This window comes from Actinotignum schaalii (assembly GCF_028864145.1).
GTDB lineage: Bacteria > Actinomycetota > Actinomycetes > Actinomycetales > Actinomycetaceae > Actinotignum > Actinotignum schaalii_B.
Genome location: NZ_JARBHJ010000005.1, coordinates 43,094 through 69,295 on the forward strand (window position 1 = coordinate 43,094; position 26,202 = coordinate 69,295).

General features: G+C 61.4%; 24 protein-coding genes. 18 read left to right on the plus strand and 6 right to left on the minus strand.

The window, feature by feature from the left end:
• Positions 1-57 precede the first annotated feature (57 nt).
• From smc to ffh, 4 genes are all read left to right on the plus strand, one after another.
• A complete protein-coding gene (gene smc / locus PWJ82_RS01930; RefSeq protein WP_417774589.1) occupies positions 58-3,591 on the plus strand; it encodes a chromosome segregation protein SMC in 3,534 nt (1,177 codons plus the stop codon).
• A 36-nt stretch (positions 3,592-3,627) separates the two neighbouring features.
• On the plus strand, positions 3,628-4,254 hold the full coding sequence (locus tag PWJ82_RS01935) for a hypothetical protein (RefSeq protein WP_274735073.1): 627 nt from the start codon (positions 3,628-3,630) through the stop codon (positions 4,252-4,254).
• 47 nt (positions 4,255-4,301) lie between these two features.
• The gene (gene ftsY / locus PWJ82_RS01940; protein ID WP_274735074.1) at positions 4,302-5,480 is read left to right on the plus strand and encodes a signal recognition particle-docking protein FtsY; all 1,179 of its coding nucleotides are present in this window, start codon (positions 4,302-4,304) and stop codon (positions 5,478-5,480) included.
• Between the two features lie 171 nt (positions 5,481-5,651).
• Entirely contained in the window at positions 5,652-7,214 is a 1,563-nt protein-coding gene (gene ffh, locus PWJ82_RS01945; protein WP_274735075.1) for a signal recognition particle protein, read from the plus strand.
• 64 nt (positions 7,215-7,278) lie between these two features.
• Here the strand turns inward: ffh and PWJ82_RS01950 are convergent, their stop codons facing one another.
• A complete protein-coding gene (locus PWJ82_RS01950; RefSeq protein WP_274735076.1) occupies positions 7,279-8,352 on the minus strand; it encodes a cation diffusion facilitator family transporter in 1,074 nt (357 codons plus the stop codon).
• A 292-nt stretch (positions 8,353-8,644) separates the two neighbouring features.
• Between PWJ82_RS01950 and rpsP the strand changes: the two genes are divergently transcribed.
• The 12 genes from rpsP (at position 8,645) to PWJ82_RS02010 (ending at position 19,120) form a co-directional block, all read left to right on the plus strand.
• Positions 8,645-9,124 (plus strand): 30S ribosomal protein S16, encoded by a 480-nt coding sequence (gene rpsP, locus PWJ82_RS01955; protein WP_016442466.1) that lies wholly within the window; start codon positions 8,645-8,647, stop codon positions 9,122-9,124.
• Positions 9,124-9,363, plus strand: a complete 240-nt coding sequence (locus PWJ82_RS01960) for an RNA-binding protein (protein ID WP_016442467.1) — start codon at positions 9,124-9,126, stop codon at positions 9,361-9,363. The genes rpsP and PWJ82_RS01960 overlap by 1 nt, the downstream gene beginning before the upstream one ends.
• A 100-nt stretch (positions 9,364-9,463) precedes the next feature.
• A complete protein-coding gene (rimM, locus tag PWJ82_RS01965; protein ID WP_274735077.1) occupies positions 9,464-10,126 on the plus strand; it encodes a ribosome maturation factor RimM in 663 nt (220 codons plus the stop codon).
• 8 nt (positions 10,127-10,134) lie between these two features.
• A complete protein-coding gene (gene trmD / locus PWJ82_RS01970) occupies positions 10,135-11,643 on the plus strand; it encodes a tRNA (guanosine(37)-N1)-methyltransferase TrmD (RefSeq protein ID WP_274735096.1) in 1,509 nt (502 codons plus the stop codon).
• Positions 11,644-11,763: 120 nt separating this feature from the next.
• Entirely contained in the window at positions 11,764-12,117 is a 354-nt protein-coding gene (gene rplS, locus PWJ82_RS01975) for a 50S ribosomal protein L19 (RefSeq protein ID WP_016442470.1), read from the plus strand.
• Positions 12,118-12,519: 402 nt separating this feature from the next.
• Positions 12,520-13,731, plus strand: a complete 1,212-nt coding sequence (gene lepB, locus PWJ82_RS01980) for a signal peptidase I (RefSeq protein WP_274735079.1) — start codon at positions 12,520-12,522, stop codon at positions 13,729-13,731.
• A gap of 5 nt (positions 13,732-13,736) precedes the next feature.
• Positions 13,737-14,414: a ribonuclease HII gene (locus PWJ82_RS01985; protein ID WP_274735080.1), complete on the plus strand. Its 678-nt coding sequence runs from the start codon at positions 13,737-13,739 to the stop codon at positions 14,412-14,414.
• Positions 14,414-14,737 (plus strand): DUF2469 domain-containing protein, encoded by a 324-nt coding sequence (locus tag PWJ82_RS01990; protein WP_016442473.1) that lies wholly within the window; start codon positions 14,414-14,416, stop codon positions 14,735-14,737. The genes PWJ82_RS01985 and PWJ82_RS01990 overlap by 1 nt, the downstream gene beginning before the upstream one ends.
• Before the next feature lie 129 nt (positions 14,738-14,866).
• Positions 14,867-15,292 (plus strand): YraN family protein, encoded by a 426-nt coding sequence (locus PWJ82_RS01995; RefSeq protein WP_274735081.1) that lies wholly within the window; start codon positions 14,867-14,869, stop codon positions 15,290-15,292.
• Positions 15,289-16,809 (plus strand): YifB family Mg chelatase-like AAA ATPase, encoded by a 1,521-nt coding sequence (locus PWJ82_RS02000; protein ID WP_274735082.1) that lies wholly within the window; start codon positions 15,289-15,291, stop codon positions 16,807-16,809. Before PWJ82_RS01995 ends, PWJ82_RS02000 begins: the two co-directional genes overlap by 4 nt.
• Before the next feature lie 136 nt (positions 16,810-16,945).
• On the plus strand, positions 16,946-18,163 hold the full coding sequence (gene dprA / locus PWJ82_RS02005) for a DNA-processing protein DprA (protein ID WP_274735084.1): 1,218 nt from the start codon (positions 16,946-16,948) through the stop codon (positions 18,161-18,163).
• Positions 18,164-18,184: 21 nt separating this feature from the next.
• Positions 18,185-19,120 carry a tyrosine recombinase XerC gene (locus PWJ82_RS02010; protein WP_016442477.1) on the plus strand — a complete coding sequence of 312 codons (936 nt, stop codon included), beginning with the start codon at positions 18,185-18,187 and terminating at the stop codon, positions 19,118-19,120.
• Between the two features lie 38 nt (positions 19,121-19,158).
• Here the strand turns inward: PWJ82_RS02010 and PWJ82_RS02015 are convergent, their stop codons facing one another.
• From PWJ82_RS02015 to PWJ82_RS02035, 5 genes are all read right to left on the minus strand, one after another.
• Complete coding sequence (locus PWJ82_RS02015; protein ID WP_274735086.1) at positions 19,159-19,899, minus strand: M23 family metallopeptidase; 741 nt, start codon at positions 19,897-19,899, stop codon at positions 19,159-19,161.
• 129 nt (positions 19,900-20,028) lie between these two features.
• On the minus strand, positions 20,029-21,099 hold the full coding sequence (gene rsgA, locus PWJ82_RS02020) for a ribosome small subunit-dependent GTPase A (RefSeq protein WP_274735087.1): 1,071 nt from the start codon (positions 21,097-21,099) through the stop codon (positions 20,029-20,031).
• A complete protein-coding gene (locus PWJ82_RS02025; protein WP_274735088.1) occupies positions 21,096-21,848 on the minus strand; it encodes an ABC transporter in 753 nt (250 codons plus the stop codon). Before PWJ82_RS02025 ends, rsgA begins: the two co-directional genes overlap by 4 nt.
• A complete protein-coding gene (locus tag PWJ82_RS02030; protein WP_274735089.1) occupies positions 21,848-22,576 on the minus strand; it encodes an ABC transporter permease in 729 nt (242 codons plus the stop codon). The genes PWJ82_RS02025 and PWJ82_RS02030 overlap by 1 nt, the downstream gene beginning before the upstream one ends.
• Before the next feature lie 14 nt (positions 22,577-22,590).
• Positions 22,591-23,553, minus strand: a complete 963-nt coding sequence (locus tag PWJ82_RS02035; RefSeq protein ID WP_274735090.1) for an ABC transporter ATP-binding protein — start codon at positions 23,551-23,553, stop codon at positions 22,591-22,593.
• 665 nt (positions 23,554-24,218) lie between these two features.
• On the opposite strand from PWJ82_RS02035, the gene rpsB reads away from it, so the two are divergent.
• Both rpsB and tsf read left to right on the plus strand, forming a co-directional pair.
• Positions 24,219-25,076 carry a 30S ribosomal protein S2 gene (gene rpsB / locus PWJ82_RS02040; protein WP_274735091.1) on the plus strand — a complete coding sequence of 286 codons (858 nt, stop codon included), beginning with the start codon at positions 24,219-24,221 and terminating at the stop codon, positions 25,074-25,076.
• Positions 25,077-25,105: 29 nt separating this feature from the next.
• Positions 25,106-25,954: a translation elongation factor Ts gene (gene tsf / locus PWJ82_RS02045; RefSeq protein WP_016442485.1), complete on the plus strand. Its 849-nt coding sequence runs from the start codon at positions 25,106-25,108 to the stop codon at positions 25,952-25,954.
• The last annotated feature ends 248 nt before the right edge of the window (positions 25,955-26,202 follow it).

The following is a 26,202-nucleotide window of genomic DNA, read 5'->3' on the forward strand; positions in this document are numbered from 1 at the left end:
CGCCACCGGTGGCGTCGTCTGGCATAATCTGTAATCGTGCACTTAAAAACCTTGACCATGCGAGGATTCAAATCCTTTGCCACCGCCACCACAGTGCGCTTTGAACCCGGGATTAATGCGGTGGTAGGTCCCAACGGCTCAGGGAAATCCAATGTGGTGGATGCTCTCGCCTGGGTGATGGGCGAACAGGGTGCGAAAACTTTGCGCGGTGGCTCCATGGCGGATGTTATTTTCGCTGGCACGTCGCGCCGTCCCGCGCTCGGACGCGCGGAAGTCTCCCTCACTATCGATAATTCTGATGGTGTGCTTCCCATTGAGTATTCGGAAGTGACGATCACCCGAACCCTCTTCCGTGCCGGCGGTTCCGAATATGCCATTAATGGTACGCCGGCACGCCTCCTTGACGTCCAAGAACTGCTCTCAGATACCGGCATGGGGCGGGAAATGCATGTCATTATCGGGCAGGGCCGCCTCGATGAAGTCCTCACTTCGAGTCCCGAAGAGCGCCGCAATATTGTGGAAGAAGCTGCCGGAGTGCTCAAGCACCGTCGCCGTAAAGAAAAAACTCTGCGCAAGCTCGAAGCAATGAAGGGTTCGTTCACGCGGGTGGAGGACCTCACTGCGGAGCTGCGCCGTCAGCTCGGACCGCTCGCCAAACAGGCTGAGGCAGCCCGCCGTGCCCAGATCATTCAGGCAACCGAACGCGACGCGCGGGCTCGTCTTCTCGCTGATGATCTGGCCCAGGCGCAGGCCAGGCTGGAAGCCGGGGCTGCCGAAGACCACCGTACCGCACAGCTGCGTGAAGAAAACCAAGTGGCCCTCACTCACGCCCGAGCTGCTCTCGCTGCGGCAGAAGACCATCACGCGCGCCTCAATCCGCAGCTCTCAGCTCTTCGGGATAGCTCCGAACGTCTGGCTTCCCTTGAGGAACGATTTCGCGCCATGGACGAACTGGCGCGCGAACGTGAACGCACCCTGAGCACCATGCCGGCACGGGGCGGCCAAGACGACCCGGAGGAGCTCCATGCGCGCGCTGTACGGGCCCGGGCCGAAGAAGAAGAACTGGAGGGGCGCGTTCGCGATGCTCAGGATGCTCTGCGCGCCGTCCTCACCCAGCGGGAGGAAATTGAAACTGCGGAAGCCGTGGCCGAGCGCGCCTATAACGAGGCGAGCCGAGTGCGCGCCGACGCTCGCGAGAACGCCGCACGCCGTGCTGGGAAGGTTTCCGCCGTGCGTTCGCGGCTTGAGGCGCTCGCGGCTGAAGTTGAGCGTGTGGACAAGGATGTGGCGGCCGCGCGCCAGCGCGTGCAGACCACCAGCGTGCAGGTAACGGATCTCGAAGAGGAGCTTGTTGCAACCTCCGCCGGGGACGATACCCTTGCTTCCGCCCATGAGGAACATACCCGGGCTCATCTGGCGGCCCGCACTGCCGTGGAAGAGGCGCGCGCGAACGAGGCACGTGCTCGCGAGGAGATGGCGCGTTTACAAGCAATTGTTGATACCCTCGCGCTCTCTTTGGAACCGGAAGATGCCACCGCGTGGGCTATCGAGCACGGTGCAGCGTTGTTGCGTGACCACCTCCACGTGGAACGCGGTTGGGAAAGTGCGGCGGAAAATGCACTGGCGGGAACCGCCGCTGGTGCGGTGGTGGATGACCTCGACAGCGCCGTGGATATTTTGCGTGGCGCCGCGCAGGCGCAGGCCGGGCGCCTCACGCTCACGATTACGGAAGGGAAGAACGACGACGCCGCAGCTGCCGCGCGCGAAGCTGCACTCAGCGCCGCTTTCGAGACGGTGCGCCCGGATCCGGATGCCGCCGTGCATGCATTAGCGGTGGTGAGTTGGTCCGGGACGGGCAGTGACCTGGTTGGCCTCCTCAAGCAGCTCCTAGCTGGCACCGCACTCACCGTTGACCTTGTTACAGCCCGCCTGCTCGTGGCAGCCGGGGCGCCCCGTGCGGTAACAACGAGCGGGGACGTTATCACGGCGTGCACCGCTACCGGGGGAGAAGCCACCGCCGCTGCCACCCTCACCCGCCAAGCTGCCTATCAGGACGCTTCCGAGCAGCTTGATGCCGCCGCCACCGCAGCTGATGAAGCAGCCGTGGCGCTGCGGAAAGCTGAGAGTGCCGAGGAAGAGGCTCGGGCCCGCGCCGAGGCTTCCGGGAGCGAACTGACGGCGCGGGACTCTAATCTGGCTGCCGCAACTGCCCAATTAGGAGCTTTACGCCAAGCCCTCGCTGCGGCCCGTGCCGATGAAGAACGCGCCGTCACACGCGCCGCCTCCTTGCGGGAAGATATTGCCGCCCGGCAGGCAGAGCTAGAAAGTTTCGCGGAGCCCGAAGAAAATGCTACTGAGATTCCCGATGATGGTGAACTGACGCGTCTCTCCCGGCAGCGCGATACCGCGCACGAAGCCGCTGTGGCCGCCCGTAAACAAGAAACGGAGGCTCGATTGGCGCTGCGCACCGCAGAAGAACGTTTCCGAGCGTTGAGCGGACGCGCTGATGCCCTGGATAACCGGGCTCGATTGGCCCGCGAACGTCTTGAACGGGAAGAACGAACCCGCCAGGTTTGCACCGAACATGCGGTGCTGGCAGGGCAGGTCGCGGCCGCGGCGGTGCGAGCCTTAGCGCACGTACGCAGCCTACGTGCCGAGGTGGCCGAGCAGCGTCGTCGGGTAGAAGAAGAACAACACGGCGCCGAGGGGCAGCTCACGCACCTACGCGAACGCGTCGATCAGCTGCGTACCCGCGAACGCGACCTCGCAGATTCCACCCACGCCCGTGAATTGGCGACTGCCCGTGTCCGCATGGAATACGAACAGCTGGCCACACGTTCCCTCGAAGATTTGGGCATCGATAGTGCCACCCTCGTAGAGGAATTCGGACCGCATATCCAGGTTCCCACCGGGGACGGTGCGGTGCCCTACGTGCGGGCTGAACAGGAACGGCGCCTGGCGACGGCGCAGCGAGCCCTCGCGCGGCTGGGCACCATTAACCCGCTCGCCCTGGAGGAGCACGCCGCGCTGGAAGAACGTCAAAAGTACCTCGCGCAGCAACTTGATGACCTGAAGAAGACCCGCGCCGATCTTCTCGATATTGTGGCGGAGCTTGATGAACGAGTCACCCTCGTCATGAAAGCCGCGCTCAGCGATATTAGCGCCCGTTTCGAGCAGGTCTTTGCTCGCCTCTTCCCGGGTGGGGAAGGGCGCCTTATCATCACCGATCCGGAGAATGTGTTGACTACCGGGGTGGAGATTGAAGCGCGGCCACCCGGCAAGCGCGTCAAGCGGCTGTCCCTGCTGTCGGGAGGGGAACGCTCGCTCACCGCCATTGCTTTCCTCGTGGCAATCTTTATGGCGCGTCCCTCCCCGTTCTACGTCATGGACGAAGTAGAAGCAGCCCTCGATGATGTCAATCTGGGGCGCCTTCTCGAGATTTTCCGGGAATTGCAGCGCTCTTCCCAGCTCCTGGTCATCACCCACCAGAAGCGGACAATGGAAATCGCCGATGCTCTATACGGGGTAGCGATGCGCGAGGACGGGGTTTCCACCGTGGTGTCCCAGCGCATGTCTGAACTGCGCGAATAGCGAGAGTTACGTTGCAGTTCGGTAACAATTGCGCAAGTGCGCGGGTCGGAGGTAGCCGGCCGCCGCGAAAATTCTCATAATAAGACCGTGCCCCTTATCATCGTTGTTATCGCCATCATTATTGCTGCCGCGGCGCTGGTGTATGCCCTGTCATTCGCGCGGAATTCCGGGAAAAGTACCGGAGCATCCGTCGCGGAATCATTTGACGCGTGGCGCTCTGATGAACTGGATATGGACACTTATGACATCGTCCACCACGATACGGCGGTGGACGATATGTTCGAAGCGTTCGCGCACGAATCCGAAGCCTATATCACCTCCGAAACCCTCGATGAGCACTTTGATCGAGCTCGGGAAACGGAGCGTGAACTCTCGGAAACGGTGCGCCGCAATAGTGAGAAACTGCGGGCGCGTATTCCTGCCCCGCCGTTGCGCCGTCGTGCTGAGAGTGCTGTAGAAGATACTCGCACGGAGGCGGACGTTGCTTATGTTTCCACGGGTGTACCGGGAGGAATCCATGTGGCGGATGTCGCCGGGGAGCCGGATGGTGCTCTGGTAGCGGACGTGGTCATTGACGGTGCTGGCGGCCAAAGCTGCACCGTTGATATTGAGGAAAGCGTCGAGGGTGAAGACGCTGAAACGCGCGAACGGCGCAGCGCCTGATAGGTGACCAGCTGGAAAAACCCGGCACCCTCTGCAAGACTGGAGGAGTGGATAATCCTGTAGTTCTTGCACTTGTCATCGCGGGCGTTGTTGCCCTCCTCCTTGTTCCCCTCGTTATTTCCCTGGTGAAGAAGAACCAGCGGCGCGAGGAATTGGAACGTCGGAACATCCCGGTTCTCGAAGGGGATTCCACCGCGGAAACCTCGGAAGGTGCCGATGAAGAAAGCGCCGGAGAAATCTCCGGTGAAACCACCCCGGATATTGTTACGGTTCCGGCGGTTGAACAGCCCGAATCAGTTCCCTCCCGGATGCAGCGTCTACGCGCCCGTCTGGCTCACTCGGGTGGCTTCGGGCAGGCTCTTTTGGCGATTCTTTCCCGCGGGGATCTCTCCGCGGCAGACTGGGAAGAACTGGAAGATACCCTCATCATGGCCGATGTGGGGCTGGATGCCACCACCGAGATTATGGAAGGCCTGCGCGCGCGGGTGAAAATTGAAAGCACCACCGATCCGCAACGGGTCCGTGAGATTTTGCGCGAGGAGCTGCTACGCCACGTTGGTCCAGATATGGATCGCTCCCTCAATCTCACTCGCAGTGAAACGGATTCCGGGGCGGTGCATCCCGCGGCGGTTCTTATGGTGGGTGTGAATGGCACCGGGAAAACCACCACGGTCGGTAAGCTCGCGCGTTTGCTGCGCGCGCAGGGAACCACGGTGCTGCTCGGTGCGGCAGATACTTTCCGCGCGGCCGCAGCCGATCAGTTGGTCACCTGGGGCGATCGAGTGGGTGTGGATGTTGTGCGTTCGGATCGCGAAGGGGCAGATCCGGCCTCCGTCGCTTTTGATGCGGTGGCGCAGGCCGATGCAACCGGTGTGGACGTGATTATCGTGGACACCGCCGGGCGCCTCCAAAATAAGGCCGGACTCATGGATGAGCTCGGAAAAATCAAGCGTGTCATGGAACGCACCACGCCGGTCAATGAAGTTCTCCTTGTTCTGGACGCCACGACGGGACAAAACGGGATGCAGCAGGCCCGTGTTTTCGCGGAGGTGACAGGACTAACCGGGATCGTGCTGACCAAACTGGACGGCACCGCCAAGGGCGGCATTGTTATTTCGGTGCAGCGCGAACTCGGCGTGCCCGTCAAGCTGGTGGGCCTGGGGGAGGGACCGGACGATCTGGCACCCTTCGATCCGGAAGCTTTCGTCGATTCGCTGCTCAGCTAAAGGTATGCATAGCCGAGCCAAGGACATGCATAGCTGAGCTATAGCGCGACGGTGCTGCGGAGCAGATCCACCGCCGTTAGATTCTAGTTTGACGCGCGATAATGGGTGAATATGCGTGCTCGCGCACCCTGCTTTACAATGGAACGAGTTTGTTGACGCGAAGGCTGGCCAGTGTTTAATAATCTTTCCGACCGGATTTCCGGTGCATTCAAGAATCTGCGCTCCAAGGGTGTGCTCACCCAAGCGGATGTAGAGACCACCATTAGCGAGATTCGGCGTGCCCTCTTGGACGCCGACGTCGCGCTTCCCGTGGTGCGCGAGTTCACCGCAGCGGTGCGCGAACGCGCCACCGGTGCGGTACGCTCCCAAGCTCTCAACCCCTCTCAGCAGATCGTCAAAATTGTTAATGACGAACTCATCGAGATTCTCGGTGGGGAGACTCGGGAACTGAATTTTGCGCAGGGGCGACCCACCGTGGTGATGCTCGCCGGCCTCCAAGGTGCGGGTAAAACCACGCTGGCAGGTAAGCTCGGGCGCTGGTTCGCGCGCGGGGGCCGCAAGGCGCTCCTCGTCGCCTCCGATCTGCAGCGGCCTAATGCGGTGCAGCAGCTCCAGGTGGTGGGCGAGCGTGCCGGTGTGGACGTATGGGCTCCCGAACCCGGTAATGGGGTGGGGGACCCGATCCAGGTGGCCGCCAGCGGTGTAGATTACGCGGCCGCGAACGGCTACGGCGCCGTCGTGGTGGATACCGCCGGACGCTTGGGTATCGACGATGTTCTCATGCAGCAGGCCGCTGATATTCGGGCTGCCGTCAACCCCGACGAAGTCCTCTTCGTTATCGATGCCATGATCGGTCAGGACGCGGTCGCCACCGCGAAGGCCTTCCAAGATGGGGTGGGCTTCACCGGCGTGGTTATTACCAAGCTCGACGGGGACACCCGCGGTGGCGCGGCGCTCTCGGTGCGCGGCGTGACCGGCAAACCAATCCTTTTCGCCTCCACCGGTGAAAAACTGGAAGATTTCGAACGCTTCCACGCCGACCGCATGGCCTCCCGTATCCTCGATATGGGCGATATTCTCTCCCTCATCGAACGCGCTGAAGCCACCTGGACGCAAGAGCAGCAGCGCGAACTTTCCGAGAAAATGAGCGAGGGGTCCTTCGACCTCAATGACTTCCTCGTGCAAATGAACCAAATTAAGCGGATGGGTTCGCTCAAGAAACTCATGGGGATGCTGCCCGGAATGGGGCAGTACCGCGAAGCCCTCGAGCAGTGGGATGAATCCTCGATGGGGCGCGTGGAAGCTATTATCCAATCCATGACGCCCGCTGAGCGCCGTACCCCGAAAATCCTCAACGGTTCGCGCCGCCAGCGCATCGCTCGCGGCTCGGGAACCACCGTCCAGGAAGTCAATCAACTGGTGCAGCGCTTTGAGGGCGCCGCCAAGATGATGACGCAGATGAGCCGCGGCGGCGGCATGCCGGGAATGCCCGGTATGCCCGGCGTTGGCGGGGGATCACGCAAGCAGAAACGCGCGAAGAAGAATGTTTCGGGCGGTAAGAAGGGACGTTCGGGTAATCCGGCGAAACGCGCCCGCCAGGAAGCCGAAGCAGCGGCGGCACGGCAGCGTGCCGAACGAGGCTCGGCTTTCGGTACGGGGGCCCAGCTTCCCGGCTCCGCTCCAGCGGCGCCCGATATGGCAAGCATGGAAGAGCTCAAGCGCTTCCTTAAGTAACGACGACGGCGCAGCGGGCAGGAGGAATCTTGCCCGCTGCGATGTTTTGGCAGAGTGGTTATTTTTAGGAGGTAGCGGCGTCGTCGTTCTTCCCTGTGGTTAAAGCCTCCACCACAATATCCGGAACCGCATCGGAAATACCGCCCAGCGGCACGTAACCTTCCGGAATATCCTCATAGGATCGCGGGTCCTCCAGTGGCTCCACGTGGATGAGGGCGCGGAGGTGAGGCACCGCGGCGCGTAATTCCTCCGCGATATCTTCGGCGAGCTCGTGGCCCTCGCGCACCGTCCACGTGGAGGGGACCAACAAATCAAAATTACAAAACGACTCGCGCCCGGCCACTCGGGTCTGCAGCCCGTGGAAACGTACCTCACGGCGGGTGTGCGAACGTAGAATAGCCACGATTTTTTCGGTATCCGGCTCAGACAGGGCTGCGTCCATGAGTCCCGCGAGTGACTCGCGCAGCAGCTTAACCCCGGTGGCCAGAATATTGACCGCAACGAGGATAGCGACGATGGGATCGAGCAGCGGTTCATCGGTGAGCGCCACCAATCCCACACCCGCGATCACCCCGACGGAAGTGATGACATCCGTGAGGAGGTGTTTACCATCGGCACGCAAGGTGGGCGAACGGTGCTTCGCCCCGGCGCGCAGCAACACGACACCGACAATTCCATTGACTAAGGATGCGAGCGCCACAATGCCCAAGCCCCATCCCAGCGCCGCCAGCGGCTGGGGGTGAATAATGCGGTCAATGGCGGAAAAAATAATAAAACCGGCTGCCGCAAAAATCATGGCCCCTTCCACGGCGGAAGAAAAGTACTCGGCTTTCGAGCGTCCGTAGGTATAGCGTGCATTTGCGGGTTTCGCGGCCGCCGAGAGGGCCAGCACCGCGACCACCGCCGCTGCCAGATTAACTAAGGATTCTGTGGCGTCGGAGAGAAGGCCCACCGAATCGGTGAGCCAGTAGCCAGCCGCTTTGAGCGCAATGGTGACGAGGGCGGCCGCAACGGAGAGCCAGGCGTAGCGCACGAGCTTGGAGGTAGGTGCGGGCACAACCGCGGGCGAACCCACGGCGCTAACGGTGCCAACGGTGCAGGCTGCGGTGGCGGGAGCGGGATTATTCACGCCTCCCATCTTGCCAGGCGCGGCGGGGCTTGTCAGGTTGAAACGGCGGGATAGGGGTGCGCGCCGTAGCTGTCCCCCCGTCCGCATCGGCACCGCAGCGGAGCGACGGCGTAAGTGATATCACCGCGCAGCGGTGCGATGCCTGTTTCCTCCTCCGGAAAATTCTGGCAGAATGGCTAGATGTACTTGGAGGATGCCGGGTCCCTCTCAACCCGGTATTGTCCGTGTTCACGGATTGCACGGTGCGCGTCCCCCAACCGGCCGGGTAATCCACCCCAATGAGAAAGGATTGACCACAAAAGTGGCAGTCAAAATTCGTTTGAAGCGCATGGGTAAGATCCGTGCGGCCCAGTACCGTATTGTCGTGGCGGATTCTCGCGTCAAGCGTGACGGCAAGGTTATTGAGGAAATCGGTTACTACGATCCCAATACGCAGCCCTCTACCATCCGCATCGATTCTGATCGGGCTCAGTACTGGCTCGGCGTGGGTGCTCAGCCCACCGAAGCCGTGCTCGCGCAGCTTAAGGTGACCGGTGACTGGCAGAAGTTCAAGGGATACAAGGATGGCCAGGAAGGTCGCCTGCGTGTTCCGGAAACGGTGAATGCTGAAGAAGCGCGCGCCGCAGCGGTCAAGAAGGTCCAGGACGACGCTGAAAAGCGCCGCGCTGCCGCCGCTGAAGCAAAGGCGAAGGCCGAAGCGGAAGCCGCAGCTGCTGCCGCCGCTGAAGCTGGGGAAGCCGAAACCGGTGAAGCTACCGAAGCGGAAACCGAGGAAGCCTAATGCTGACGGACGCTCTGGAACACCTGGTCAAGGGAATTGTTGATTACCCGGATGATGTCAACGTCTCGGCATCGCGTAATCGTCGTGGCGAACTTCTGGAAGTTCGGGTGAACCCTGACGATCTCGGTCGGGTGATCGGCCGTGGCGGGCGTACCGCCAAGGCGCTGCGGACCGTCGTCAACGCGCTTTCGGACGAAGGATCCGTGCGCGTGGACGTTATCGAAACGGACCGTAACTAACGTAGCGGCATACCGGCCCTCAACCTTTCGGGGTTGCGGGCCGGTTTTGTATGAGCCACCACCGTTCCCCACCGCGTGCGGGAACTGAGAGAAGGACACGATGCAACTGACGGTAGCTATTATCGGGGCGCCGCACGGGCTTAAAGGGGAAGTCCGTTTGGACGTTCGCACAGATTCGCCCGCCCGCCGCCTCGCTGTGGGGGCCCAGCTGGAAACAGATCCGGCGGATTTCGGGCCGCTCACCATCACCCGCACTCGAGAATATCGGGGAATTACCTACGCGCTCTTCGCTGAATCCACCACTCGTGACACCGCAGAAGCGCTGCGAGGGGTGCGTCTCGTCGTGGAAACTGATGAGGATGAGCCCGAAGAAGATGCCTATTATGCCCATGAGCTACGCGGTCTGGAAGTCCTCGACCCAGAAGGCTACGAGCTCGGTATTATTACCGGCTTAGAAAACGGCCCCGCCCAGGATATCCTGGTGGTGCGTGAGCCGGATGGCCGGATTACCCGCGTGCCCTTCGTGCGTGAGATCGTGACGGCGGTGGATCTGGATGATCATTGCGTTGTGGTGGACGCTCCTGCCGGGCTTTTCTCCGAAGATGACATGATCGTGGTGGAAGGTGATGACCTGGCCGGCGCCCTCAGCGCAGCTGAAGACGAACTCACCTCTGCCGAAGATGCACCCAGCGCGGCCGAAGGCGCCCTTAGCGCTGTCGAAGAAAGTGTGACGGAGGAAAACAGCGCTGAGGAAGTGAAGTAATGGCGAGCTTGCGCATTGACCTCGTTTCCGTTTTTCCAGAATTCTTCGACGTGCTCGATTTATCGCTGGTGGGCAAGGCGCGCCGTCGCGGCGTCGTCGATATTCGCACCCACAATCTGCGCGACTGGACCAGCGACATCCACCGCACCGTGGACGATACCCCCATCGGAGGCGGGGCTGGCATGGTCATGAAACCGGATGTTTGGGGTCGTGCTCTCGATGACCTCATCGGCCCGAGCTCTCCGGAAACAATTACTCTCGCGATGCCCACCCCGTCCGGTCGGCCCCTCACTCAGCGCCTCGTGGAAGACCTGGCCACCCGGGAGCGCATCATTATCGCCTGCGGGCGCTATGAGGGAATTGATGCGCGGGTAGCTGAGCACTATCGTGGGCGGGATGTGCGCGTAGAGGAGTTTTCTCTAGGAGATTATGTTCTCAACGGTGGGGAAGTGGCGGCAGTGGCCCTCGTGGAGGCGGTTACCCGTCTTATTCCCGGGATGGTGGGGAACCCGGAGTCTCTGGTGGAAGAATCGCACGGTGCGGCCGGTTTGCTCGAATACCGTGTCTACACCCGCCCGGTGCGCTGGCGCGAGCTCGAGGTGCCCGCAGTACTGCTCAGCGGCAATCACGGGGCGGTGGCGCGCTACCGTAGAGACGAAGCTCTTACGCGCACCGCTGCGCGCCGTCCCGATATGATCGCGGAGTTAGATACCTCGCAGCTGGACAAATACGACCGGCCGGCGCTCGCGGCGGCGGGCTATGTATGGCGCGCCAGTGACGCCCACCCGGTGGCGGTGGATACTGAGGTCCTGGGGGTGGCGGGCGCTGCTGGTTCCGGGGACGGGGTGTCCTCGGGTGAAGTGCTTTCGGGCGGGACGCTCGAGAACGGGGTACTACCGGGCCGCGATGTTCTCAACGGAGCACGGCGGCGCACCGCAACCGAGCTGGCGCAGCTGGCCACCCGCACCTTCCCGGACGCGTGCCCGCGTTATCTTCGTGAAGCGGATATTACTGAGTTCGCGGCGGTGAACCTTTCCTTGGAGGCTTTCGAAAAATATCTTGCCGACCCCCACTGGGTGACGGTGGTAGTGCGTGCCGCGAGCGGAGAGTCGCGCGGGGAATTGCTGGGGTACAGTCTCACGTTGCTTCCCGATAGCGCGGTGGGAATGGGCGGCGACGACGTCGCCGGGCGTGAGGACGGTGCGCCAGTTATGCACCTCCCGGAGCGGAAGGGCCCGTTGCTTGAGCTCTCAAAGTTCTACGTGGAGCGCAGCTGGCACGGGAGCGGGGTAGCGGATCTGCTCTGGCGGGCAACGGTGGAGGCGTGCCGAGACAGAATACTTGATGCCGAGGTGGCGTCCGCACCGTACCTGTGGCTCGGAACAAATAAAGACAACCGACGCGCGCAACGATTCTACAAACGGTGCGGTTTCCGAAAGGTAGCAACCCGAGAATTCCGGGTGGGTGAGGTAATCAACTCGGATCTCATTTTTGCCTATCCGCTGACTGTGGCATAATAGTGGAGTTTCCTCGCTTTCATAATGCGCTGTGCCTGCCGCAGGGGGTCGCGCATCGGCGAGATCTTAACCGATAACAGCGCCCCTGGCCTGCGTGCAGAGGCGGAAAGTGAATGAATAATGCAGACTCTTGATGTAGTTGATGCTTCGCGTTTGCGCGACGATATCCCCGATTTCCGCGCCGGTGACACCGTGCGTGTGAACGTGCGCGTCGTGGAAGGTAACCGCACCCGTACCCAGGCGTTCCAGGGTGTTGTTATTGCCCGCCAGGGTGATGGCCTGCGCGCCACCTTCGATGTCCGCAAGATTTCTTTCGGGGTGGGCGTGGAGCGTAAGTTCCCGGTGCATTCGCCTTCCATCGAATCCATCGAAGTGATTACCCGCGGCCGGGTGCGTCGCGCCAAGCTGTACTACCTGCGTGATCGCCACGGTAAGGCAGCGAAGATTCGCGAACGTCGCACCGATTCCAAGTAAGGAACGGTACGAAGTTCTCGTTCACATATGGACCCGCGCCCCGGTGCGGGTCCATTTTTTATCCGCGCGGATCTTGACCAATAGCCGACGGCAGCCACTAACCGAAGATAACCGCCCATAACCGTGGGCAAGAGCTGGAGTATTCCTGGAGCCCCGCCAAAATAACGTGGCGTGACGGCGCGGATAACCTTAGGTACGTTCACGTGCGCTGGTAGCATGGAATACGCGTATCTTTTATCGAATGCAGGGGCGGAGGGGCGTATGGGCGAGGGCACGTCAGGCGGGTCACGGGCGTCGGAGGATGCCTCGCGGTGGCCAGCAGGGCGGACCCACCGGAGCCAGGCCCGAGGCCGCCGGGCAGCTCCCGCACCTGAGGTACAAAACCTGCACGCGGCACCGGGCGTGGATGAGTTACCCGAGCTTGACGACCTCTTTGATGGGGAGGAATCGCAGGCACCGCAAACTGCGGTGAGCGCAGCGGAGCAACCGGCTCCAGAGTCAGAGCCGCAGCCGGTGCCGTGCCCGCCTGCACCACCGGAGTCCAACGAGACAAAAAACGTGTCGGAGGGGCCGGCTAAGATAAGTGCAGCTGAAGCCCGCTTGCGGCTAACGCTCACGGAACAGCTCTCGAACGCGGATGAAGGTCTCTATGCCGATGCTTTGCGAGATGAACTGGCCCGAGCGGAAGCACATGTGAACCACGGAGGAACAACCATGAATACAACGGACGGTCACTCCTCCGCTGCCAATACGGAGCAGCCTCCCTCCTACCCTCCCGAAGTGGCCCCGGTGCGCCCGGAGGCGGACACCCGGGAAGCCCCCGTGCGTAACTCGCGTCTGCGTAGCGTAGTGGAGATGGCGCTCACCGTCGCCGTCGTTCTTCTCGTCTCCGTCATTATCAAAACTTTCTTTATTCAAGCTTTTAATGTGCCCTCCGGTTCTATGGAAACTACGTTGAGTACCGGGGATAAGTTTTTCGTCAACCGGATGGTGACCGATAACGAGGAGCTACGCCGCGGCGATATCGTGGTCTTTGTGGATCCGGGCGGGTGGCTTGATGATGTGGAAGAAAACCGCTCCTGGATTGCTCAAACCGGCACTCGAATCCTGCAAGGTATCGGGCTGCTTCCGGCAGACTCTGGTCACTACCTGGTGAAACGAATTATCGCGAAAGGTGGAGATACTGTCAGTTGCTGCGGGGAAGACGGCCGCGTGCAGGTCAATGGCGTGCCGATCACGGAGGAATATCTCAATTACGGGGTGTCGCCCTCCTTGCAGAAATTTGAGGTGAAGGTTCCGGAAGGGTACCTGTGGATGATGGGGGATAACCGCGCCAATTCCAAAGATTCGCGGTGGCATCAGCGTGAATCCGGAAACGGATTCGTGCCGGTAGAAAACGTGGTGGGCCGGGCCTGGTACGTTTTCTCACCGTGGAGCCGCCACGGGCGCCTACCTGATATGAGCCATGTTTTCGCCGGTGTCCCCGAACCTGCCGCGCCCGCGGGTGCGCGGGTGGCACTGCCGGACAACCCGGTTGATCCACGCTCCTTATACGCGGCTACGGCGACCCAAACCGGGAACCCTCTTGCTGCGTTCTCCGGGCAGGGTGGGTAGCACCCGTGCAGGAACCTGATCGTACCGTTGAAAAAGAACTGTTGGCTCGGCTCGAGGCACACGGCGGGGGTATTCTCGCTGCCGTGGATGAAGTGGGTCGCGGCGCCATCGCCGGACCGGTCTGCGTCGGTATAGCCCTCCTGGATAGGAGCACCCCGGATGACTTCCCGCCCGGATTACGCGATTCGAAAATGCTGAGCGCGCACCGGCGGGAAACGATCTACCAGGCGGCCCGCGACTGGCCGCTCGCGGTGGCGGTGGGAAGCGCAGCCGCCAGTGTGGTCGACACGGTGGGAATTATTGAAGCCTTGCGATGTGCGGCTGCGGATGCTCTCGCGCAGCTGGAGAAATCCGGATTATGCCCCGATGCTGTTCTCTTAGACGGAAAACACAATTGGTGGGCCCAGGATTCCCTCTTCGATGCCGAACAGACGGTCCCGCAGCTTCCGGTCACCACCGTGATTAAAGGGGATGCTTCCTGCGCGGGGATCGCCGCAGCATCCGTCGTCGCGAAAGTTGAGCGAGACCGCTATATGGAGGCACTCGCAAAAGAATTCCCCGATTACGATTGGGAACATAATAAAGGGTACGGTACGCGTGCTCACCTCGATGCTATCGCGCAGGTGGGGCCGAGCCCGTATCATCGAACGTCGTGGCATTTGCCCGCGGTAAGGAGTGAATAATGAGCGAGATTGACGGCTACGAAGCCGAATTGGAACTCGCGTTATATCGCGAGTACCGCGATGTTGTGAAGATTTTCCGCTACGTGGTGGAAACCGAACGGCGTTTTTACTTGGCCAATGACGTAGACGTGAAAGTACGATCCTCAACTGCAGGTGACGTGTTTTTCGAGGTGAACCTGAGCGATGCGTGGGTGTGGGATATCTACCGCACATCCCGTTTCATTCGTTCGGTACGGGTGGTGACTTTTAAAGACGTCAATATCGAAGAGCTCAACCAAACCGATATTACTCGGGAACTTGATCTTCCTGGTTCCTCGCTTTAATCGGGAGAACCTTGCGTCGTGAGCTCTAGCGAAGCTTACGTTTATCCACAGGTATCTGAAACGACGACGCTATCCCCAGCCGTGCACCGCACGAGCCACCATTGGTAATATCCGCGTCACACTAGGGGCATGTACCAGTGTGAAACTTTGCATGCCACCATTGCTCGCAACGAGCTCGCCCCACTTGCGTCTTCCGCCACCACTCGGGAGGTAGGAGAATGGGGAGAAAACGTGGCCGCCGCATATGTGCGGGAGCACGGCTACCACGTGCTGGCCCAGAATTGGAGATGCCGATGCGGGGAAATTGACCTGGTATGCCGCGAAGAACCCAGCGGCGCACTGGTTGCGGTTGAGGTGAAAACCCGCCGCGGGCGGAATACGGTTCCCGCTCCTCTGGCCGTTAGTACCGAAAAGTATCGCAGGCTTCGCCATCTTCTGGCGCAGTGGCTCCACGTAGAAGGTGGAAGCTACCCCGCACTCGCGGTGGATATCGTGGCCGTGAATGTGCCTACCTCCGGTCCCGTCACTATCGACCATCTGCGGAACGCCTCATGATTGGCACCTCCCATACCGTCTCTATCCTCGGTGTTCGGGGCATGCCTATCCGGGTGGAAGTAGCGCTCCTTTCGGGACTGCCCAATTTCACTATCGTTGGCCTGCCCGATGCTGCGGTGAGCGAATCACGCGAACGCATCCGAGCCGCTTTCGCCGCGGCTCGGATCCCATTCCCGGCCGGGCGCGTCACTGTGAACTTGTCTCCGGCAGATACCCCGAAAGTCGGTACCGCTTTCGATGTGGCGATCGCTGCCGCCATCCTCGCTGCGCAGGCCCATTCCCACGTGCCGCCCGGAAGCGTCTTCCTAGGCGAATTAGGGCTGGACGGATCGGTGCGCCCGGTGCGGGGAGTATTACCGTGCGTGCTGGGCGCCGCTCACCATGGCTTCCAGCACGCCATTGTTCCGCACGGTTGCGGAGCCGAAGCTGCGCTGGCCCAGATCCAAGTGGGAGAAATCTGGCATATCACCCAGATAGCGCAGCGCCTGGGGGTTGCTAGTGATCCCGTGCCGCCACCGCCACCCGTGCCGGTATCCCCACCCCGCACCGGCAGCGATAGTGGCGACCTCGCTGAGGTACGGGGCCAATACCTGGCCCGCCACGCCTTGGAAATAGCAGCCGCGGGCGGCCACCACCTTCTCATGATCGGGGCACCCGGCGTGGGTAAATCCATGCTGGCCACCCGGCTACCGGGAATTATGCCTCCCCTCACCCGCGCACAGGCGGTTGAAAGCGCCAGCATTCGCTCCATCGTCGGGCAATTTGAGGAGATCACCACCCGGCCTCCCTACGTGGCGCCTCACCACACTTCAAGCGCCACCGCGCTGGTGGGAGGAGGCAGCCGGCCCCGCCCCGGAGCGATCTCCCTCGCGCACCACGGTGTACTTTTCCTCGATGAACTTCCCGAATTCACCACCAGAGCCATCCAGTCTTTACGCGAACCCATGGAATCGGGAGAAGTACATATTCACCGCGCTCAAAGCTCGGTATGCTTCCCGGCCCGTTTCCAACTGGTAGGAGCAGGAAACCCGTGCAGGTGCGGCAGGCTACTTGATTCCCCAACCTCCTGCACCTGTTCGGGGGCAGACCGCGCCCACTACCAGCACCGCATCGGAGGCCCGCTCCGGGATCGCATCGACCTCATAGTGAATCTGCCCAGGCCTAGTCGGGCCGAACTAGCCGCGGGCAACAGCGGAGATAGTAGCGAAACGGTCGCCGCGCGAGTGCGTGAAGCACGTGAACGCCAACACCACCGCTTCCGGGGCGAAACCTGGGATATCAACGCGGCGATACCAGGTACCTGGCTCCGTGCGCATACCCAGTTAGCACCCAGTTCAAGCGCGAGCCTGGGCGAGGCCCTCACCCGCGGCCTCATCAGCATGCGGGCCGCGGATAAAATCCTGCGAGTTGCCTGGACCCTTGCAGATCTAGCAGGCCATACACAGCCCACCACCGATGACGTTGCCGGGGCATTTGCCCTGCGCGGAAAAGGAAATTCTAGTTATGACAGAGGATAAAACACCATGGACCGGCAGCGAAATAACCGGAGCTGCCGGCGTAACACAAACCGCCACGGAAACGTCCGACACAGTGGCGGCTCACCCGGGAATTACCAGCACGAAAAACACGAGCACGCAAGAAGAAACCGCAGCAATGGCATGGACACGCTTGGCCGAAGGGGAGGACTACCATGCCGTTGCGCTCACCGAACATCTCGGTTACGCCGGAGCTCTGGATTGGTTGGAAGAAATACGCGCGGGTGCCCCGATTCCTGAATCGCTGCGCGCAGCCACTGCCCGTTGGAGTGCCCGCTACGACGCACAGGGCTTTGCGCGCGACCGTGAACTACTTAACCGAGGTTACGGCTTCACCTACCCGGGTAGCCCCACCTGGCCGCGATCCTTAGCACAGCTCGGGGAACAACGTCCGTTGGGACTATGGTGGAAAGGAAATATTGCGGCGCTGGATCGCCCCACGCTCGCGATGGTGGGCTCCCGCGCCGCTACCGACTATGGCGAAAAGATCGCCACCGATTTCAGTTACGAACTTGCTGAACGCGGTGCTCTTATTGTTTCCGGGGGAGCCATTGGTATTGATGCGGCTGCTCACCGTGGCGCTATACTCGCGAACGCTCCGACCGCGGTGGTCTTTGCCAGCGGGATCAACCGGCCCTATCCTAAAGCCCACCAGGAACTCTTCGCGCGGATTCTTGATACTGGCGGGCTTGCCCTTTCCGAAACTGCTCCGGGCAATGCCCCTCACCGGCACCGTTTTCTGGCCCGGAACCGGATCATTGCCGGCCTATCACGTGCCGTTGTTGTTATTGAAGCTCCCTATAGGTCGGGCGCCATTAATACCGCGGGGCACGCACATACTTACGGCATCCCGGTCGGGGCAGTGCCCGGATCCATTTACGCGATGTGTTCAACGGGCTGCCATCGGCTGCTGCGAGAAGGAGCGGTGTGTATTACCGGGGTGGAAGATATTGTGGAATTGCTCGGCTTTAGCGCCGGCCAGCAATTTGTCCAAGATCGCGCGCGGGTGGCGGAGGGGAACACCACGGTTGCTCACCGCGGCGCATCGGCTAGCCGAACGGTTACTCACGCGCTTGCCGGCGGGGTGCAATTAGGGCTCGGGCTAGATGTTACCGATCCGCTTGCCGGGGATCCCCGGGCGGTGCGGGTGCGCGACGCGCTACCGGCTCGCAACTACCAGCCCCTGGATAAAATAGCGCAGACCGCGGGAATGGGATTTACCGAAGTGATGGCGGCCCTCGGGAAACTTGAGATAGCAGGAATTGCGGAGAGCCGGGGAGGGAAGTGGCGCCTGACGCCCCAGGCTCGGGAGTCGAGCCGGCAGCGGGCCACCTAAGGCTCGCATAAACTGGGGAGTATGCGAGTAGCAGATATTTTGGACCGTTATGAGCGAGAACTGCGGCTGCGCCGCGGATACTCCGAACATACGATCCGCGCCTATCTACACGAGGTGGTGTCTCTCCTCGCTTTCCTTCACGAGCTATCTACCGGAAACAAGCCGGCGGATCAGGACTCATCCGATCTTGATATTGATCTCGAACACCTGGATCTCGCTGATTTGCGGGCCTGGCTAGCCCATTCGCGCGAACACGGGAGTGCCCTAGCCTCAATGGCTCGGCAATCTGCTGCAATACGTACTTTTAGTTCCTGGGCATATCGATGCGGCTATACAGCTTCGGATGCGGCAGCACGGTTGAAATCACCTCGGGTCACCAACGAGCTCCCGCATGTTCTCAATGAGCACCAGGCCCAACAGTTGCTTAACAACGCGAAAAGCCATGCGGTCGAGAGCGGAGAAGCTCTCGCCTACCGGGACTGGGCGGCCCTCGAGCTCATGTACGCGGCTGGTTTGCGTGTGAGCGAAGTCTGTTCTCTGGATATTGACCAGGTTCGCCCTGATTTGACGGTGCGCGTCGTCGGAAAAGGAAATAAGGAACGCGTGGTCCCGTACGGGGTGCCGGCTATGCGGGCCGTGCAGGAATACCTGCCCGCGCGTGCCGCTCTTATGAAAGAACCGACCCGGGCTCTCTTTTTGGGGGCACAAGGCAGGCGTCTCAACCCGCGTTCGCTGCGTGACGTCGTGCACCGGGCTGCCAGCCGTGCGGGAGTACCCGATATTACCCCTCACGATTTACGCCATTCCGCTGCCACGCATCTTCTTAACGGTGGCTCAGACTTGCGCAGCGTTCAAGAGATCCTCGGTCACTCATCCCTGCAAACCACGCAGCGCTACACTCACGTCAGCGCCGACAGGCTCCGGGCTGCTTTCGCCCAAGCCCACCCGCGGGCCTAAAGAAGTATCGCAGGAGCATTACTGAAGCGCCACGGGTATCAGGGATAAAGACGGATCTCACGCCGGTAGAGGAGCGAAAGCGGGTCAATATAGGTTTTCCCGCGCCGTGCACCCCAGTGCAAAACATCGCCGGGGAAGCGCCCGCCATCCTCATGGCCGGCCAGTAATGTCCCAATCACCATTCCGGTGCTCACGGTATCCCCGCGCCGTACCTGTGGTTCTACCGGTTCGTAAGTGGTGCGCAGGCCATTGGCGTGTTCAATAGAAATAACGGGGCGGTCCGCGAGCATCCCGGCATAGACCACGGTGCCCGTGCCAGCGGCAAGGACGGGGCTGCCTGCTGGGAGCTCCACATCCACTCCGCGATGCCCGGGTAGCCAATTGTGCTTCGGTGGATCAAAGGGGCGAGTGACCACAGGTTCGCTACCGGTGGGGGAGCGGAAGCCAGTAGTGCGGGGAAGCGAGGAGGTTGTATAGGTTGTATTCCTGGCACTCGTCATGCGCGCGGATGCCAGCGGTGCCTTTGGCTTACTTTCCGTTGCCGAAGCTGCGGCCTGCGTGGGAGTGTTTTCCGACGACGGCGCTACTGTGCCAGATGCCGATTGCGAAATGAGGCTCGCTACCAGGGTGAGAGCCGCGCCTGCCGCGGCCAAGCAGCGTGCCACGATCATGCGCCTCGCACGGGAGGAGGAGCGCACGGTGGCCCGAGCACGGGTACTGGTGCCCGGGCCACAGCGCGTACCGGGGAATTGAGTCGCAAAAATCCTGAGAGTCTTCATAGAGCTGAGCATGCCCTGGACAAGACTCGCTTGCCAGCGGGCTTCTTCAGGCTGTGGATAGTTTATACGTATCCGCAGCCTGTGGATGGCTCTGGCCTTTATCTGGGCGCTCGCTCGGGTTTTGCGCTGTTATCCGCGGTTTTTGCCTTTCAGGCGCATCGTTTCCCGACGCCCGCGGGTATTCTCTTTCGAAGCGTACCGATCCTGGCTCCGCGCCGTTCGCGCATCGCTGCGGCAACGTAACCGCTCCGCCTCCGCCATCATCCGCAGATAGCGGTCTAGCCGGTCCGCATCCAAAGACCCGCTCGCACAGGCCTCACGCACCGCACACCCCGGCTCACGCCCGTGGCTACAATTCGCGAAATGGCACGATGCAGCCAAGTTGTGAATATCCGCGAAGGTATCCGCAATAGCCTCCGTGTCCATCGTGGTTCCCAAAGCGCGTACTCCGGGGGTATCGATGACCGCGAAGTTTTCTCCGCAGACCAGCTGACGCCCAGTGGTGGTGTGCCGACCCTTATGGTCACTTTCGCGCACCGCTCCCACAGTCTGGGTGGCTCCTAGCAAAGTATTGGTGAGGGTGGATTTCCCCGCGCCGGAGCGCCCCACCACCACGACCGTGCCGGAGAGGCGCTCAACGAGCCGCGCCACGTCCGCAGCTGAGCGTGCGTCAAGCGCAAGCACTTCCTCGCATCCCTCACCCAGTTCCTGAAGATCTGCCGGGTTTGCCAGGTCCGCCTTCGTGAGCACCAGCCAGGGACGTGCCCCGCTCGCGTGGGCCAGGGCCACGAAACGTTCGATACGCCCGCGACTGGCTGCTGGCACCACGGGTTCCACAATGAGAACCACATCAATATTCGCGCAGATAGGTTGCTCGAGAGCGGTACGGCCCACCGACGGCCGGGTGAGGTAGGTACGGCGCGGCAAAATGTCGAGAATATGCCCGGCATCATCCACGCCTACCCAGTCACCCACCACCGGCGGCCAGGATGCACTATCCCGACGGTGGCCCGGAATATCGAGGTTAATACGCACCGGCGCCCCGCCTGGCGCACCGGTATCATCAACGAGGAGCACTTCGACGGCGCCGCGATGTACTGCGGCGATCCGCCCGCCGTGCACGCGCGCGGCGCCGCCAAGGTTCATTTCCGCGACTTTCAGGTAGGCTGCCCAGCGTTCATCAAAGCCCAGAAAACTCATACGACATCCCTTCGCATACCCGAACGGAGCCGAGCTACCGCGTGGCGGGTCGCTATCACACCGATACCGGCCCAGATCGCCGCAACCGCAATATCGCGGACTACCAGACACCCGGCCGGCTCAGCGATACCGGCAATGGTTCCCGAGAGGGGGACAGCATTCGCCAGTACTACCAGCACGGGCGGATAGTAATCGAGGGGCACAATTACCCCGGTGAACACCGGCAGGAACGTCGCGAGCAGTATCGCCCCCAGATACGGATCGGGCAGATCCACCCCGATCCCGGCCGCTGCCACTCCGAGCAGCACCCCGCATACCAAAGCAGCCACCGCTAAGAGCGTCACGCGCCCCAGCAGTGCCGCATTTTTGTCCGGGGAGAGGAGGAAGACGGCGCCGATGGCCGCACTACCGGTGGAGACTGCCAAGACACATGGGACGGTAGCCACCGCCACCCAGTACACCACGTCGAAACGCCGGCGCAGGTGAACTTCCTGGAAGATCCCCAGTGCCCGGTCGGTTGCCACCGCGCTGACCACCCCGGAGGCCACCGACGTGGCCAAAGCAACCAACGCCGCGGCATAGCCGGTGCGCACCAGGTCCGGGGTTCCCACATCATTGCCGAGCACCACATCAAAAAGCACGTCGAGGAGCGGAAGCACCAAGAGGGTGGTCACCGCCGTCCCCACCGTCGCAAAAGTCACCGAGGATGCCCAGGAAACTCGAATAATCGAGCGATAGCGCGTCAGCATCACATCACCTCCAAGGTCCCGGAGCGGGTAGCACGGCGCAGCGCAGCGCGCCCCGCCACACCCGCCACTGCCAGCCACGTACCCAGCACGACCGCCCAGATCGCCACGTCGCTCCAGGTAATAACCTCTCCAAAGAGCAAAGAGGTGGGCATCGAGAGGGGTACGAAAAGGGAGAGATAAGCCAACCACGCAGGTGGCGCCGTCGTCGTAAAAAGAATCCCGGAAGCTAAAAACATCGGAACTAGAAGCAGACCTTCGTAACTAATCGCGTTCGGGGTGAGCACGAAAAGCGCGGCGATGACGAAGGAAACGCTCAGGCAACCCAGCCACAACAGAAGAACGCCGCACGCAAAACTCCACGACGGTGCGGTGAAGGTAACCGAGGCGGAACACAGAGCCCACGTCACCCAGGCCACCGGGAATGCCGCCAGCCCGAAGGAACCGGCCGAAGCAACGACTGCCGCCACGCTCCGTAGCGCTCCAATCGGAGCACTCACCAGGTAGACGAGGGTGCCTTTGTAACGCTCGAAACCAATAATTCCGGCCGCGCAGGTGGCCGTGGTCCACATGCCGATAATCCCGGCACGGACCCACCCCTGCGTCGCGCTCATCGTCCCGAAAGCTCGGAAACTCAGGAATTGCACCAGTGCGGTGGCGAGCGTCGTCGTCACCATGAGCTGGATGAAATAAGGGACAGACACAAATTGGCGCACGTGAAAAGCGCTCATACGTAACTGCCGGATCACCGCGCCAACCCATCTGCCAGCGCGAGATACGTTTCCTCCAGCGAGGCCGGGCGGGTAACCAGGTCCTCCGGCTCGTGCCCGAGGAGCGCCACCAGGCCTTTGGCCCGCGCACCGGAGCGCGCATCCCAGTAGATCGTGACGGCCCAGTTGCCCCCGCGCGGACGGCGAATAATCACCGCTTCGGGGAATTCAGCTTCGAGGCCCGCGAAAATATCCGCCTTGCGCGCACCCAGCGTAAAGGTTGTGGTTGCACCCACCCCGGCATAGTCCGCAATATCGCGAACGTTGCCGTGCACCGCGATTTTGCCGGCGCCGATGACGGTGATGATATCCGCCAGTTCTTCCACCTCCGGCATGGAATGCGAGGTGAGGAGCACGGCGGTGCCATTGGCGGCAACGTCGCAGATAATATCGCGCACCGTTAGGGCCACGTCGGGATCCAGCCCCGTGGTCGGTTCGTCAAGAAGGAGGAGCGGTGGGGCACCCAATAAGGCGCGCGCCAGGTGGAGACGCTGGCGCATCCCACGCGAAAACTGCCCCACCTTGGCCCCGGCAGAATCGGTGAGTTTAACGCGCTCAAGAACATCACTGACGGCGCCGTGCCGCTGCCCGCTTGCTACCCCTTGCAAGTCGGCAAAATAGAGGAGATTATCGCGCGCCGTAGCTCGAGGATAAAACCCAAGGTCGCCGCCCAACACCAAGCCCAGGCAGGCGCGGGCCTTCTCGGGATGGCGCACCGCGTCGATCCCTGCGATCCGCACCTGTCCCGACGTGGGAGCCAGCAAGGTCGCGCACATCCGCACCGTTGTGGTTTTCCCGGCCCCGTTCGGGCCGAGTAAGGCATGTACCTGGCCTGCCTGGACCTGGAGGGACACGTCTTCAACTGCAACAAATTTTTCTTTCCCGAAAACGCGCCGTACGTGGGCGACGTCGAGGACGGGAATATGAGGATCTATCAAAATCCTTATCCTTATCAATCCAATTGCCGTATTCAGGGCAGCATGAACCCCTATCGCACGCACCATTTAGGAAAGTACATAGGTGTACTCACCCGGGTTTCAGAGAGATAGATATAAGCTCCGGGCGCGCATCATCGCTAAGTGCGTGCGAGAATACGACTTTCTCGCATTTTTATATAAAGAGAATTTCCTTGATGCGATAGGTATTTGGATTCAAGGACTCCCATAGGGCAGGTCGCTCCTAGATTGCAGTTTCAGTAACTATGCAGGTCATCCTATAGTCATGTGGTAGTGCTGTACAATCCCACTCACATTTTGAGACGTCGCGTGTGCTCTCTTGTAAGCGGTGCTCGCTCCGCCCGCCCCGTCTGCATGTGGCCCCGTGTGCGTCTTCGTTCTAGCCGCAGAATTCCCGCGAAAATCACATCCGCGCGCCGTTCCCCGTTTTTCCGGGTGGGGTAATATGTACAGGCGGCCGGTTATCTCCGGTCGTAATACGCGTGCCCGCATAAGAGGGTCGCGGATCGGTCCCGGCACGGGCTGCCCAGTGGGTGGCGCATATGGGAACCGCGGTTCGTGGGCACCAGGGCGCGGCGGCAATTCCGCCGTCGTGCAAGAACCGATACCGCGCCATCGTAATGATGGCGCCTGAGAAAGGACGCCGCATGGCTGTCGTCACCATGAGCCAGCTGCTGGAAGCTGGTGTGCACTTCGGGCATCAGACCCGCCGTTGGAACCCGAAGATGAAGCGTTACATCCTCACGGATCGTAACTCGATTTACATTATTGACCTGCGCAAGACGGTCGCCGATATCGACCGCACCTACGATTTCGTTAAGGAAACCGTGGCGCACGGCGGAAATATCCTCTTTGTGGGCACCAAGAAGCAGGCGCAGGAAGCTGTGAAGGAACAGGCCGAACGCACCGGGATGCCCTACGTGAACGAACGTTGGCTGGGCGGCATGCTCACCAACTTCCAGACCGTTGCCAAGCGTATTGAGCGCCTCAAGGAACTCGAGCAGATGGACTTCGAAGACGTCGCCGGCTCGGGCCTGACCAAGAAGGAACTCCTTATGCTGTCCCGTGAAAAGGACAAGCTGGAGAAGACCCTCGGCGGCCTGCGTGATATGCACCGTCTTCCCTCTGCCGTGTGGGTTGTGGACACCAACAAGGAACACCTCGCGGTCTCCGAAGCTAATAAGCTCAACATTCCGGTGGTTGCCATCCTGGACACCAACTGCGATCCGGATGAAGTGGCCTACCCGATTCCGGGTAACGACGACGCCATCGGCGCCGTTGGGCTGCTTACCCGCGTCATCGGTGATGCGGTAGCCGAAGGTCTCCTGGCTCGCGGCGCCGGCAAGAACGCTACCGAAGATGCGATGCCCGAATGGGAACGTGAAGTTCTCGCAGCTGGGGAATCCACTGAAGAAGCCACTCCCGCCGCGGAAGCTGAAGCTGCTCCGGCCGAAGTGACCGAATCTGAAGAAAACAAGTCCGAAGAAGCTGACGCCCAGGCCTAAGCCTGAGCGCTACAAGTGAGGAGTGAAGCATGGCTAATTACACAGCCGCCGATGTGAAGGCGCTGCGTGACAAGACCGGCGCCGGCATGATGGACGCCAAGAAGGCTCTTGACGAAGCCCAGGGGGATTCTGCCAAGGCTGAAGAGATCCTGCGCGTCAAGGGCATGAAGTCCGCCGCCAAGCGTTCGGACCGCACCGCTGCGAACGGCCTGGTGGCCTCGCATGTATCCGATACCGCTGCCGGCCAGCGTGGCATTCTCGTGGAGATCAACGCAGAAACCGATTTCGTGGCCAAGAATGAGAAGTTCATCGGTATGGCCGATGAGATTCTCACCGCCGCCGTGGATTCCGGCGCCGATAGCGTGGAAGCGCTGCTCGCCGCCAAGCTGGGCGATGGCACCGTTGCGGATCGCATCACCGCCATGACCGCGGTTATCGGCGAAAAGATGGAAGTCTCCCACGTTGAGGTCCTCGAGGGCGAGCACGTGGAAGCTTATATGCACCGCACCAACCCTGACCTGCCCCCGCAGGTGGGCGTGCTGGTGGCCACCGATGCCAAGGCTGCCGAAGTTGCGCATGACATCGCCGTGCACATCGCCGCGCTCGACCCGAAGTACCTCTCCATTGAGGATGTTCCGGCCGACGTGGTGGAAACCGAGAAGCGCATCGCCACCGAGACGACCATCGCTGAAGGCAAGCCGGAAAAGGCCGTGCCGAAGATCGTGGAAGGCCGCATGCACGGCTTCTACAAGCAGGTCGTTCTCGAGGAGCAGGGCTACGCCCGCGAGCCGAAGACCCCGGTCAAGACCATCGTGTCCCAGACCGGTGGCAAGGTGACCGGTTTCAAGCGCCTGCGCGTCGGTTCGCACGCTGAGTAAGTTCATGCGCGTGCCGGGACGTAGTTTCCGGTTGCCGGGAGCTTAGTTTTCGGTTGCGAGAACACTAAACGCCGGAGGGCGGGAGGTACGAGAGTACGTCCCGCCCTCCGTTGTATGTAGCGCCGGCGCTTTGAGTGCAGGTGCGGCGCGATTGATGGGCATCGGTGCGGGGCGATGTGTGCGCAGTGATGCGCGCCGTTAGTACGACGACGGCGCCCCGCGTGCCGCGGGGCGGGGCGGGGCTACCC